We start from the raw sequence: 12,455 nt of genomic DNA, 5'->3' as shown, positions 1-12,455 counted from the left end.
GAAAGAAGCGAGTTTACCTGATCTCAGCCCACCATATAGGTCGCCGTAGTGGTCGCGATGTGAATGCCCGTGTCGCTGTGTAAATCCACGCGCGCCACGGAGACTTTGTTCCCGGCACGGATCAGGCTGGCGGAGGCAATAAAATACTCGCCACGGCCCGGACGCAGGTAATCAACGCGTAAATCGATGGTGCCCATCTTGGATAAACGCTGACGCATTTCGGCTTCCAGTAACGGGTGATCAGGTTTGTCGCGGCGGATCAGTGAACTGGTCACACAGACCAGACCGGCGGCGACATCCAGCACCGCAGCAATTACGCCGCCGTGCAGGATTTTTTGTGCGGCATTGCCCACCAGTTTTGTCTGGTTGGTAAATTTTAACTCTGCGTAGTCGCAGTCGAGACGTTTCAGCTCGAGGCCCAGTTCGCGGTTAAACGGCATATCGTAAACGAAAATATTGCCGATCAGTTGCAGGGCAGCCTCGTGGCTGAGAGATGAAGCAGACATGAATAAATTCCTGACGAAAACGGGTGGACAGTATGTTCGCCGAAAAAGTTAACGAAGTGTTGATTTTAGGTGCGGGCAGGAAGGATTTCTACACAGCGAAGGATAAATGTATTCAGTACTCATCTAGAAATGTATTTGTGTGTAAAATGCCCTGCTTTGAGATTTCCGGATTTTAGTCAGCGCGTGGTTGGCCGGGCAGACGGCATATTTTCAAAAATAATCAGTCGATAACTTTAGGGTGAGGGTAAGGAATAATGCGTAAAAATTGGGCTGTCGGAGCCGCCATGCTGGCGATGCCAATGCTGGGACACGCCGCAGAGGCCACTGTGCAGGAAGTGCATGATAAACCTGCGGTACGCGGAAGTATTATTGCGAATATGTTGCAGGAGCACGACAACCCGTTCACATTATATCCTTACGAACAAAACTACCTGATTTACACTGATACCAGCAATATCAACAAGAAAGCCATTCAGTCTTACGACTGGGCAGATAAAGCACGTCATGATGAAGTCGAGTTCCAGCTCAGCCTGGCGTTCCCGTTGTGGCGTGGAATTGCGGGTGATAATTCGGTGCTCGGCGCGTCTTACACGCAAAAATCATTCTGGCAGCTTTCCAACAGCGGCGAGTCTTCACCTTTTCGTGAGACCAACTACGAGCCACAGCTTTTCCTCGCCTGGGCAACGGATTACGATTTCCTCGGCTGGACATTGCGCGAAGCAGAATATGGTGTCAGCCATCAGTCTAACGGCCGCTCAGATCCGACGTCCCGCAGCTGGAACCGCGTGTATGCCCGTTTCATGGCGCAAAACGGTAACTGGCAGGTGGATTTAAAACCGTGGTACCGCATCCCTGAAAGCGATGAAAACGACGATAACCCGGACATCAACAAATACATGGGTTATTACCGCCTGAAAGTCGGTTATGCGTGGGGTGACAGCGTGTTCAGCGTGGAAAGCCGTTACAACTGGAATACCGGTTACGGCGGTGCGACGACTGGCTGGAGCTACCCGATTTCCAAACAGGTTCGCTTCTATACTCAGGTATTTAGCGGCTACGGCGAGTCATTGATCGACTACAACCATAAGCAGACCCGTATCGGTGTGGGTATTATGCTTAACGACATCATGTAATTGCGCCATACTTCTGGTTGCAGTTGCGTTGGCCGCACCCGGAATTATTTAGGTTATATTATGTCGGTGCAGTACAGCCCCGGCGGCTTTAGGGCTTAGCCGGGTGGTTTGAACAGTTGGGGAATTGAGTGTCTACGGCGGCAGTGATAAACAAAGAAGAGCTGGCTCATCAGGTATTACGCGATACCTTCGGCTATCAGCAATTCAGACCAGGCCAGCAAACTATCATCAATACCGCCCTTTCTGGCCGGGATTGTCTGGTAGTGATGCCAACAGGCGGCGGTAAATCGCTGTGCTATCAAATTCCCGCTCTGGTGATGGACGGCCTGACGCTGGTTGTTTCGCCGCTCATCTCGCTGATGAAAGATCAGGTCGACCAGCTGATGGCCGCAGGCGTTGAAGCCGGCTGCCTGAACTCAACGCAAACCCGTGAGCAACAGCTGGAAGTGATGGCCGGTTGCCGTGCGGGACGTATCAAAATGCTGTATATCGCGCCGGAACGCCTGATGATGGGCGATTTCCTCGAGCAGCTGCAACAGTGGAATCCGGCGATGCTTGCCGTCGATGAAGCTCACTGTATTTCCCAATGGGGCCACGATTTCCGCCCGGAATATCGCGCGCTCGGCCAGCTGAAACTGCGTTATCCGCAACTGCCGGTGATTGCCCTGACCGCAACCGCCGATGAGGCCACACGTAACGATATCGTCCGTCTGCTGGAGCTGAACGATCCGCTGATTCAGGTCAGCAGTTTCGATCGCCCGAATATCCGTTACACGCTGGTGGAAAAATTTAAGCCGCTCGATCAGCTGATTCGTTTTGTGCAGGATCAGCGCGGTAAAAGCGGCATTATTTACTGTAACAGCCGTGCCAAAGTGGAAGACACAGCCGCCCGTCTGCAAAGCCGCGGGCTGAGCGTCGGCGCGTATCACGCCGGGCTGGATAACGACACCCGCGCCCGCGTGCAGGAAGGTTTCCAGCGCGACGACCTGCAAATTGTGGTCGCCACCGTCGCCTTCGGGATGGGCATCAACAAACCTAACGTGCGTTTTGTGGTGCACTTTGATATTCCACGCACCATCGAGTCTTATTATCAGGAAACGGGCCGGGCAGGGCGTGACGGCCTGCCTGCCGAAGCGGTGCTGCTTTACGATCCGGCTGATATGGCCTGGCTGCGCCGCTGTCTGGAAGAGAAACCGGCGGGCGCTCAGCAGGATGTTGAACGCCATAAGCTGAATGCCATGAATGCGTTTGCGGAAGCGCAAACCTGCCGCCGTCTGGTGCTGCTCAATTACTTCGGTGAAGGCAAACAGAACGCCTGCGGTAACTGCGATGTGTGTCTTGACCCGCCAAAACGCTATGACGGTTTGCTGGATGCGCAGAAAGCGCTGTCGGTCGTTGCGCGCGTCGGACAACGTTTTGGCTTAGGGTACGTGGTCGAAGTGCTGCGTGGTTCGAACAACCAGCGTATCCGCGAATACGGCCACGACAAGCTGACTGTGTATGGCATCGGCAAAGAACACAGCAACGAACACTGGACCAGCGTGGTTCGCCAACTGATCCATCTCGGGCTGATTACGCAAAATATTGCCATGCACTCGGCGTTACAACTGACGGAATCGGCGCGTCCGGTTTTACGGGGCGAAATCCCGTTGCAGTTGGCCGTGCCGCGGATTCAGACGCTGAAAATTAAAAGCAGTGCCAGCCAGAAAACTTACGGCGGGAATTACGATCGTAAGTTGTTTGCTAAATTGCGTAAACTGCGTAAGTCACTGGCGGATGACAATAATGTGCCGCCGTACGTGGTATTTAACGACACGACGCTGCTGGAAATGGCTGAACATCTGCCCGTCAGCGCGAGCGATTTGCTGGACATCACGGGTGTTGGTCAGCGTAAGCTGGAGAAATTCGGCAGGCCATTTATGGCGATGATCCGCGATCACATCGATAACGGCGACGAATAAGAATTCTGTTTCCTACACATAACACAGAGAGTTAATCATGCTGATGCTATTCCTGACGGTTGCGATGGTTCATCTGATCGCGCTGATGAGTCCGGGGCCGGACTTTTTCTTTGTTTCACAAACCGCCGCCAGCCGGTCGCGTAAAGAAGCCATGATGGGTGTGATTGGTATTACGCTCGGCGTGCTGGTGTGGGCAGCGGTTGCGCTGATGGGATTACATTTAATTCTGCAAAAAATGGCCTGGCTGCATCAGATCATCACCGTCGGCGGCGGCCTGTATCTGTGCTGGATGGGCTGGCAGTTGATGAAATCAGCACGTGCTAAAAAACAAAACGGCGACGACACTCCGGTAACGCTGCCTGCCCGTGGCCGCACGTTTATGCGCGGGCTGCTGACCAATCTTTCGAATCCTAAAGCTGTCATTTACTTCGGCAGCGTGTTCTCTATGTTCGTTGGCGACAGTGTCAGTGGTGGCGAGCGTCTGGGTATATTTCTGCTGATTGTGGTGGAAACCCTGGCCTGGTTCTCGCTAGTGGCGTTGGTTTTTGCCCTGCCGAAAATGCGTCGCGGATATCAGCGTTTAGCAAAATGGATTGATGGCGTGGCAGGCGTGGTGTTTGCAGGCTTTGGTGTTGCGCTTATCGTGAATCGTTAATCAACGCATTTTGCGCATAAAAAAGGGTTCGGTTGATGCCGAACCCTTTTTGCATTTTGCGGCGTTAAACCTTTCTGGCACTTGCCAGCAACACACCCACCAGCATAAACAGTGAGCCGAAAATGCGGTTCAGCAACTGCATTTGTTTCGGGGCTTTCACCCAGCCGGCGATGCGCGTGGCCAGCGTGGCGTAACCGATCATCACAATAATATCGACAACGACGGTGGTCACGCCGAGTACCATGTATTGTGCAGCCTGAGGCTGGTGCGCAATGATAAACTGCGGGAATAACGCGGCCAGAAACACAATGCTTTTTGGATTGGTCAGGTTCACCAGGATGGCGCGTTTGAATAAACGGCGACGCGGCATACTGCTGGCGAGCGCGCTCAGATCAATCGCACCGGCAGAACGCCACTGGCAAATACCCAGCCAGATTAAGTACGCCGCACCCAGCCATTTGAGAATTTCAAAGGCCATCAGCGATGATGAGATCAGTGCGCCCAGCCCGATACCGACCAGTACGATGTGGATGGATAACCCGAGTTGTAACCCGGCGATTGACGCCACCGCCCCGCGATAGCCGTGGCTGATGCCCGTACTCATCGTGTTAATGGCACCGGAGCCGGGGGATAAACTTAAAATAGAAGTGGTGAGCAGGTAGGTTAACCACCAGTCAAGTGTCATTGCGAGACTCCCTGAATACGTTTTATGTTGTTTTATGGCACAATACGCCATTGTTTATAATTGCGCTATAACTCACAAATAACACTTTTCCTCCTCCCTGCCTGACGACTTTGGATCATTGAATGCCTGTGAATTTTGGGAAGTGGTTAACACGAGAGAAGGAGTTTTCCGCCTTCGCGACCGGACCTTTGCTGGATTTCTGGCGTACGCGCGAAGAAGGCGAGTTTAGCGGCGTTGACGATGTCCAGATCCGCTATGTCCGGTTCTGTTCCCCCGCGCATGATAAAGTCATCGTGGTGTCACCGGGTCGTATAGAAAGCTACGTAAAATATCCTGAAGTAGCCTACGATTTATTCCATTGCGGCTACGATGTCATGATTGTCGATCACCGTGGTCAGGGGCGTTCCGGGCGTATGCTCGACGATCCGCATTGTGGCCACGTTAAGCATTTTGACGATTATGTTGAGGATGTCGAAAGCTTTTATCAGCTGGAGATTGCCCCACGTCAGTACGCGAAAAAGTTCGCGCTGGCACACTCCATGGGCGGTGCGATCCTGGCGCTGTTTCTGGCGAAAAATCCGGACAAGTTTGATGCAGCGGCGTTACTCGCGCCGATGACCGGCATTTATTTGCCGATGCCGGGCTGGATTTCCCGCCGGATCCTCAACTGGGCGGAGAATCGTCCGCTACGCCGTGACGGCTATGCGCTGGGCACCGGTCACTGGCGGCCATTACCGTTTGTGGTCAACCGCCTGACACACAGCCGTGAGCGTTATCGCCGTAACCTGCGTTTTTATGCCGATTACCCTGAGCTGCAGGTCGGTGGGCCAACCTATCATTGGGTACGTGAAGGGATTGAGGCGGGGATGCATATCCTGAAAGAAGCCGAAAAAATCACCACCCCTGTTCTGTTATTGCAGGCGAGCGAAGACCGTGTGGTGGATAACCGGTCCCATCTTGCTTTTTGTCAGGCCATGGCCGTTGCGGGACACCCTTGTGAAGGGGAAAAACCGCTGGTCATTGAAGGCGCGCGCCATGAGATCCTGTTTGAACGGGACGACCTGAGGGCACAGGCGCTGGACGCTATCATGCGCTTTTTTGCGCGACAGCATTAATCCGCGGTTCGCCGCGCACAACTCCATCAGAGGTTAGAACCTAACGCTATGTACCATGTTGTTGCTTCCGATTTAGATGGCACGCTGCTATCACCTGATCATACCCTGAGCCCGTTCGCCAAAGAGACGCTGAAATTGCTGACCCAGCGCGACGTGCATTTCGTGTTCGCCACCGGGCGTCACCATATCGATGTAGCGCAGATGCGCGACAATCTGGAAATCAGTGCGTACATGATCACCTCCAACGGTGCGCGCGTGCATAACACCGACGGTGACCTGATTTTCTCGCACAATCTGGATGAAGACATCGCCAGAGACCTGTTCGGCATCATGCATAACAATCCGGATATTCTGACCAACGTTTATCGCAACGATGACTGGTACATGAACCGTGACCGCGCCGATCAGGATGATTTTTTCCGCGAATCCGTTTTCAAATACAAACTGTATGAACCGGGTCTGCTGGAAACTGACGGTATCTGCAAAGTGTATTTCACCTGTGAAGATCATGAAAAACTGTTGCCACTGGAAGAAGCGATCAATGCGCGCTGGGGCGACCGTGTGAATGTCAGCTTCTCACTGCCGGTATGTCTGGAAGTGATGGCAGGCGGCGTATCGAAAGGGCATGCGCTGGAATATGTCTCCAAGCTGATGGGCTATTCCCTGAAGGATTGCATCGCCTTTGGTGATGGTCTCAATGACCTGGAAATGCTGAGCATGGCCGGTAAAGGTTGTCTGATGAGCGGTTCGTTGCCACGTCTGAAAGCCGCCATGCCGGATGCAGAAATCATCGGATCCAACGCCGACGACGCGGTACCGCATTACCTGCGTAAGATGTATTTGTCTGAAGAAAGCTAATCGGTTTTGAAGCAAAGTCGTAGAACCAAAGCAGGGCGGTTGTCCTGCTTTGGGATCTGTATCTGCCGCTTTATTGCCGATGTCGCTGAAGCCTAACGTGCCGGTGTTGAGGCTGTTTTTATCCGCCGAACTTGTGCTGGCAAGCACCGCGCCATCGAGCTGCGTATGCCCGCCGACCGTGATATCAAAGCCGCCGTCACCGGCATAAATACCGGACTGCTCAACCACCGGGTTGTAGTCGCTGTTCATTTTGTCATTAGCGGCACTGATGCCGCCCGAACCGGTCATGGTGCCGAATGAGAAGCTGGCACCGCCGCTGATGCTCTTCTGGCTGCTGTCGTAATAGTCGCTGTCCTGCAGGCTGCTGATGGTCAGGTCGCCGCCGATATCCGCCACCACGCTGTTGCCGCTCACCTGCGCACCGGCAATCGTTGTGTCGTCGCCGCTGTTAATGCTGATGCGGTTGCCCGCGTCGATGGTGGTTTCGTTATGCTGCGTGCCGTTGCCCGACTCGCTGCCCCTGGAGGCGTTGCCGCTGGCGGAGATGTTGATACCGGCACCGCTCTCGCCCATGCCGATGCCAATCCCTATGGCGCCGCCGCTGCTGCTGTTTTCTCCTTCCAGCCACTGGGTGTTCTGCGAGGAAATCAGGGTGATGTCGTCTGCCGCGTTCAGCGCCACGTCCAGCCCGGCTTTAATCTGGCTGCCGATGGCCGTGATATCGCCGCCCGTCGCGGTTATTGACAGGTTATCACCCGCCGTCAGCGTGCTGCCCGTGGCGGTGTTCTGTCCGCTGTGGCTCTCGGATTTGGACGACTGCGTGCCAACCGAGGCGCTGATACCAAAGGCGGTGGAAGCATCGCCGGTGGTGGCCTGCGCCAGCGCCGTTCCCCCCGTCGAACCGACGGTGCTGAAACTCTGGCTTTTGAGTTGCAACGGCTGCCAGCAAATTGTGCGGTTCTCCACGAAAATAAAGATGGGTCATTATTACTTCATAGATATTCTTTCTTCCCCAACATTGTTTTTTTATATTGGCACTCTTTAACGCTTACATAATCTGCTTCTTTCCTTTCAGAAATATCATAGATAACAACATCATTACCTTTTGTTTGGATTTCATAACTATGACCATCTTCTGCCGTAAATGATCTTTCAAAAGTTCTACCAAGATCTATGCCATACATACTTTTTTCATCAAAGTGCCACCATATTTTATATACTTTCCCACTTTGAATGGTATATTCCAAATATCCCCGATTTGAGAATTGCGTTGACGGAGATGCGATCCCAGTTACTCTTTTTGAATAGCTGGTTTTTATTCCCATCACGGCTACTTTTGATGTAAGTCCATACACACCTTCTGATTTCATACATTCCGCAGCAGGTAACATTTTTTCCAGCCTGAAAAGTGTTGGTTGAAAACTATTGTCGACACGAATAAAAGAAGTATCGTTGCCCTGATAATCAGGCATAGAACTGCTCATATCCACAGTACATCCAGAAAGAAAAATCACGATCATCAAAAAAAACGAATTACTTTTCATATAAATATCCATGTTAAAAATTAATACCCTGTTTTTCATAAACATTTCTGTCTAATCCGATCCCAGCGTTGTTGGTCAGGATTTACTTACTTGTAATGTCTGTAATGTCTGTAATGTCTGTAATGACGATAGTAGATAAACCAGCTACCCGACCCACAAATAGGCCCAGCAAATAGACTAATACGATAAGCTCTTCGGATATCTTCCAGTGAAAAAAGAAAATCCCCACCAAAAGATAACCATACAAATGTTCTAAGCATTAAAAAAATAATCACAGTCATAGAAAGAAGAATTAATATCCATATTATATTGAAAATAAATAAAGAAAATACAGTCTTCGCATTCATTACTTTTTCTCCTTAAGACTATTTATTTGCTCGTTAATAATGGCACCAGTTCCTTCTGTTGCAATTGCTGCTCCTGTATTACCCGCTATGCCAGGAATAGCACTTGGTGGTAATGGTTTTGATATGCCCATTCCCATATCAACCCATTCATAGTTTTTCCAAGTTGGATTAAATATTTTGTTCAGAGGTCCCTGCGCAAACTTACCGATCCCATAACCTAGGCCTGAAGCACCGCCGCTTATAGCCCCTCCAGCCCACGGATCATCTCCCTTCAGATAACTTGATGTCGCACCACCTGCTGCATTCCAACCCACAGTTCCCCACAGTCCCGTATTCGCCGTAAATGCTCCCACATAAGTAGCTATCAACACATCTGTAGGATTGATTTCACCATTCACGCCATACTGGATCGCTGCATTAGCACTGCCGCCAATAGCACCTGTCATCTGCATTCCTCCAGGCAGATAAATCAGCCCTGCGGTCGCCATTGCGCCTGCCACTGCATTTGCCTCATTCTGCGCCTTCTGGCAACTTGCCGAACCCGGTGCATCAGCACAACTTGCCATATCAATACCGTGCTGACGGATAAATGCTTCCTGGCCTGCCTCCGTACCACCGCCTAACAGGTTGTTGTTCACTGTGGTGTTCCCCGCTATCGCGCCTGTCATACCGTCTGCCGTGCTGTCTCCGGTTAAACCACCCGCCAGACCCGCTGCCAGCGTCGATAAGGCCAGCACTTTTTGTTTTTCCTGCTCCGTCAGTTCGCTGATGGGTTTGCCGTAAGTGTCCAGCGCTATCATACCCGCCAGTTCACCTGCGGCGGCTCCCGCCGCTCCTGCCGCTGCATCTCTGCCCTGCGCCGCTGCAATGGCGGCATTCACCGCGCCATCGAGCTGGGTATGCCCGCCGACCGTGATATCAAAGCCGCCGTCACCGGCAAAAATACCGGACTGTTCAGTGACCGAGTTGTAGTCGCTGTTCATGGCGGTGATCCGGCTTGCTGAGTGAGCGGGAAAATATCCCGGCGCAGGCAACCGGGATATGTGTTTGTGAAAGTCATTCATTAGGATCGGTTGGGGGTTTTTTATGGGTGTTGTATTCTTCGATTTTATTGAATATGAATGCAGCTAAAGTGACTGCAAAACCAGCTACAACAGCCATCTTCAATCCAATAATGACTTGATGCCAATCATAAGAAAATTCACCAATAACCCATAAAGATATAAGAGCAATGATAGTTCTATATCCAATGCCAAGTACCGAAAAAAACACCATGGAATATATAAACAACATTAAATAATTAACTTTATTTATTAAGGACATTATTTACCCTCAATCTTTTTTATTAACGTTTTAGTAGCATCATTCCCATACTCAAAAATATATGAACCACTAATATCATAAGCAAAACCAGGTAACTCATTTCCAAATTTACCGACTAAAACTGGCGCATACTTCCCAAATCCCCCACCGAACACAGAGCCTGCAATGGCTCCGCCCTGACCAGACAAACTCGGTCCATCCGTCATAAATGCGCCGCCCATATTAATCAGCGTATTTCCGCCGATTTTATAACCCGGAGCCAGATAACCTGCTCCTGCCGCAACCGCTGCACTGTAATAACTGAACTCACCATCAGGTGCCATATTTATATACTGGAATGCAGAATTAGCCCCTCCGCCAATCACCGCACCGGCAATGCCTTTTCCTATGGCTATTGTCGGACCAAGATAAAACGCACCGGCCATAAATACGCCATCCTGATAACCTTCGACTATCGCTTTGGTGATATTCGCCCCTTCCGGCAAATCCCCTTTCGCTATTTTATCCAGCCCGGCCTGTGTCTGCTCGGGCGAGAGATTATTATCTACCGCAAACTGATTCCATGAGCCTGCTGTATCAATATAATCCATCATCCCTGAGGGAAGATTAAAGTGATTGTATTCCGTTGCATTCTTCCCACCCTGCGCCCCAGCAATAATACCCGCCGTATCATCACCTGCAAGTCCGCCCGCCAGCCCCGCGGCCAGCGTACTCAGCGCCACGATTTTCTGCTTTTCGTTCTCCGTCAGATCTTCGCGTTTCACGCCCGGATAAAGCACCTGGGCGATTAGCTCACCGGTAGCGGCACCTGCCGCACCCGCAGCGGCATCACGTCCCTGTAGCTCTGCGATGACACCGCCGACAATCGCATGGGCGATGGCATTAGCGGCAACGTTATCTTCGCCGACCTGTTTCTTGATTTGCTCCGCCAGATACGGAGCCGCGCCGCCTGCCAGTGCCGCAGTCATATCACCACCCGCCAGCCCCTGAAGCGCCATCGTCGCTGCGCTGATACCTTGCTGGATATCACTTCCGGTACCGTACTGTTTCTGGGTATCTTTGTACTCTTTTGTCTCCAGCAGGTCTTTGCCACTCAGTTCCGGATGCGCGGCTTTCGCTTTTTCCAGCCCTTTAATCTCACCCGCCGTCCGTGCAATATCCATTGCCTGGCTGCCTGCGTCGCCCAGCGCCTGCGCAATCTCCAGCCGCTTCTGCTCTTTCTCCTTGTCGAATATCGGGCTGATGCTGCCGTTGGCATGTTCCGCATCACGGCTTAAATCCGCCACGTCCTGCTGCTGGTTTTCCTTGTCGCGGATGGTGATATCACCCGCAGAAATCGCTGCTTTCGTGGTGCCGGATGCCTCACCTTCACCGCCTGCACCCACCAGTACGCCGTTCGCCATATTGCCGATAAAGTTCTCTGCAACAGTCCCGCCGGTGCTGATGCCTGCGCCCTGATGTTCGGTGCTGTATTCCGCTTTATTACCGATGTCGCTGAAGCCTAACGTGCCGGTGTCGAGGCTGTTTTTATCCGCCGAACCTGTGCTGGCAATCACCGCGCCATCGAGCTGGGTATGCCCGCCGACCGTGATATCAAAGCCGCCGTCACCGGCAAAAATACCGGACTGTTCAGTGACCGAGTTGTAGTCGCTGTCCATAGCGGTGATCCGGTTTGCTGAGTGAGCGGGAAAATATCCCGGCGCAGGCAACCGGGATATGCGTTTGTGAAAGTCATTTATCAGGCTCGGTTGGGAGCTTTTTACTGGCGTTGTAGATATCTATTCGATTAAAGACGAAAGCTCCAACAGACAGAATGATGCCAGCGACTGCACTCATTTTTAAAGTTTTTAAAACATCTTCTATCGATATATTTAATGAAGCTGTATATATCAATCCAATGACACCTCGAGCCAGTAATCCTAGTAGAAAAAATGATCCTGTAATGTATAAAAATATCAATATAAAAATATAAGGAGTCATTTTCTTCAACATCACTTATCTCCTTTTTGAGTTGCTTTCTTAAATGCATCATTTACCGTTTCAAAGGTAAATGCCCCGCCAGCGTCACCAATTAAACCTGAATAAGACAGCCCTATGTATGGTGCCAGCAAATCAGGCGCATATTTCCCAAATCCCCCGCCGAACACAGAACCTGCAATGGCTCCGCCCTGACCAGACAAACTCGGTCCATCCGTCATAAATGCGCCGCCCATATTAATCAGCGTATTTCCGCCGATTTTATAACCCGGAGCCAGATAACCTGCTCCTGCCGCAACCGCTGCACTGTAATAACTGAACTCACCATCAGGTGCCATATTTATATACTGG

The 12,455-nt window shown here is 51.5% G+C and carries 11 protein-coding genes and 3 pseudogenes; 5 read left to right on the top strand and 9 right to left on the bottom strand.

All coding sequences use genetic code 11. The features are described from left to right. Positions 1-23 precede the first annotated feature (23 nt). Positions 24-506, bottom strand: coding sequence for a thioesterase family protein (locus AC1DUO_RS12460; RefSeq protein WP_013577509.1), 483 nt, complete (start codon positions 504-506; stop codon positions 24-26). A 254-nt stretch (positions 507-760) separates the two neighbouring features. On the opposite strand from AC1DUO_RS12460, the gene pldA reads away from it, so the two are divergent. The 3 genes from pldA to rhtC all read left to right on the top strand — a co-directional run bounded on the left by pldA (position 761) and on the right by rhtC (position 4,255). After that, complete coding sequence (pldA, locus tag AC1DUO_RS12455; RefSeq protein WP_013577507.1) at positions 761-1,639, top strand: phospholipase A; 879 nt, start codon at positions 761-763, stop codon at positions 1,637-1,639. A gap of 128 nt (positions 1,640-1,767) precedes the next feature. After that, complete coding sequence (recQ, locus tag AC1DUO_RS12450; RefSeq protein WP_013577506.1) at positions 1,768-3,600, top strand: ATP-dependent DNA helicase RecQ; 1,833 nt, start codon at positions 1,768-1,770, stop codon at positions 3,598-3,600. Between the two features lie 37 nt (positions 3,601-3,637). Then, the gene (gene rhtC / locus AC1DUO_RS12445) at positions 3,638-4,255 is read left to right on the top strand and encodes a threonine export protein RhtC (protein ID WP_013577505.1); all 618 of its coding nucleotides are present in this window, start codon (positions 3,638-3,640) and stop codon (positions 4,253-4,255) included. 64 nt (positions 4,256-4,319) lie between these two features. Here the strand turns inward: rhtC and rhtB are convergent, their stop codons facing one another. Next, positions 4,320-4,940 (bottom strand): homoserine/homoserine lactone efflux protein, encoded by a 621-nt coding sequence (gene rhtB, locus AC1DUO_RS12440; RefSeq protein WP_112152369.1) that lies wholly within the window; start codon positions 4,938-4,940, stop codon positions 4,320-4,322. Between the two features lie 122 nt (positions 4,941-5,062). Between rhtB and pldB the strand changes: the two genes are divergently transcribed. Both pldB and yigL read left to right on the top strand, forming a co-directional pair. Beyond that, positions 5,063-6,055, top strand: coding sequence for a lysophospholipase L2 (gene pldB, locus AC1DUO_RS12435; protein ID WP_477987505.1), 993 nt, complete (start codon positions 5,063-5,065; stop codon positions 6,053-6,055). Positions 6,056-6,103: 48 nt separating this feature from the next. After that, on the top strand, positions 6,104-6,913 hold the full coding sequence (gene yigL / locus AC1DUO_RS12430) for a sugar/pyridoxal phosphate phosphatase YigL (protein WP_013577502.1): 810 nt from the start codon (positions 6,104-6,106) through the stop codon (positions 6,911-6,913). A gap of 66 nt (positions 6,914-6,979) precedes the next feature. Here yigL and AC1DUO_RS12425 read toward each other — a convergent pair. The 7 genes and pseudogenes from AC1DUO_RS12425 to AC1DUO_RS12395 form a co-directional block, all read right to left on the bottom strand. Further along, positions 6,980-7,798 (bottom strand): annotated as a pseudogene (locus AC1DUO_RS12425) (hemagglutinin repeat-containing protein); the annotation flags it as partial. 107 nt (positions 7,799-7,905) lie between these two features. Further along, the gene (locus AC1DUO_RS12420; protein ID WP_112152634.1) at positions 7,906-8,496 is read right to left on the bottom strand and encodes a hypothetical protein; all 591 of its coding nucleotides are present in this window, start codon (positions 8,494-8,496) and stop codon (positions 7,906-7,908) included. 307 nt (positions 8,497-8,803) lie between these two features. After that, the gene (locus AC1DUO_RS12415) at positions 8,804-9,787 is read right to left on the bottom strand and encodes a VENN motif pre-toxin domain-containing protein (protein ID WP_240433016.1); all 984 of its coding nucleotides are present in this window, start codon (positions 9,785-9,787) and stop codon (positions 8,804-8,806) included. Between the two features lie 73 nt (positions 9,788-9,860). After that, positions 9,861-10,127 (bottom strand): hypothetical protein, encoded by a 267-nt coding sequence (locus AC1DUO_RS12410; RefSeq protein WP_112152633.1) that lies wholly within the window; start codon positions 10,125-10,127, stop codon positions 9,861-9,863. Continuing rightward, positions 10,127-11,785: pseudogene (locus tag AC1DUO_RS12405) on the bottom strand (VENN motif pre-toxin domain-containing protein); the annotation flags it as partial. The pseudogene AC1DUO_RS12405 and the gene AC1DUO_RS12410, both read right to left, overlap by 1 nt. Before the next feature lie 73 nt (positions 11,786-11,858). Continuing rightward, on the bottom strand, positions 11,859-12,119 hold the full coding sequence (locus tag AC1DUO_RS12400; protein ID WP_121020197.1) for a hypothetical protein: 261 nt from the start codon (positions 12,117-12,119) through the stop codon (positions 11,859-11,861). Next, positions 12,119-12,455, bottom strand: a pseudogene (locus tag AC1DUO_RS12395) (VENN motif pre-toxin domain-containing protein); the annotation flags it as partial. The pseudogene AC1DUO_RS12395 and the gene AC1DUO_RS12400, both read right to left, overlap by 1 nt.

Source organism: Rahnella sp. P4_A8, from assembly GCF_056402435.1.
Note: the sequence above shows the minus strand (reverse complement) of the source record. Positions and strands in the feature narration are given on the sequence as shown.

Bases quoted from the DNA above. Each gene is read 5' to 3' on its own strand.
- AC1DUO_RS12460 (WP_013577509.1), bottom strand. From the start codon at position 506: ATGTCTGCTTCATCTCTCAGCCACGAGGCTGCCCTGCAACTGATCGGC.
- AC1DUO_RS12420 (WP_112152634.1), bottom strand. From the start codon at position 8,496: ATGAAAAACAGGGTATTAATTTTTAACATGGATATTTATATGAAAAGT.
- yigL (WP_013577502.1), top strand. From the start codon at position 6,104: ATGTACCATGTTGTTGCTTCCGATTTAGATGGCACGCTGCTATCACCT.
- AC1DUO_RS12410 (WP_112152633.1), bottom strand. From the start codon at position 10,127: ATGTCCTTAATAAATAAAGTTAATTATTTAATGTTGTTTATATATTCC.
- AC1DUO_RS12415 (WP_240433016.1), bottom strand. From the start codon at position 9,787: ATGAACAGCGACTACAACTCGGTCACTGAACAGTCCGGTATTTTTGCC.
- AC1DUO_RS12400 (WP_121020197.1), bottom strand. From the start codon at position 12,119: ATGTTGAAGAAAATGACTCCTTATATTTTTATATTGATATTTTTATAC.
- rhtB (WP_112152369.1), bottom strand. From the start codon at position 4,940: ATGACACTTGACTGGTGGTTAACCTACCTGCTCACCACTTCTATTTTA.
- pldB (WP_477987505.1), top strand. From the start codon at position 5,063: ATGCCTGTGAATTTTGGGAAGTGGTTAACACGAGAGAAGGAGTTTTCC.
- rhtC (WP_013577505.1), top strand. From the start codon at position 3,638: ATGCTGATGCTATTCCTGACGGTTGCGATGGTTCATCTGATCGCGCTG.
- pldA (WP_013577507.1), top strand. From the start codon at position 761: ATGCGTAAAAATTGGGCTGTCGGAGCCGCCATGCTGGCGATGCCAATG.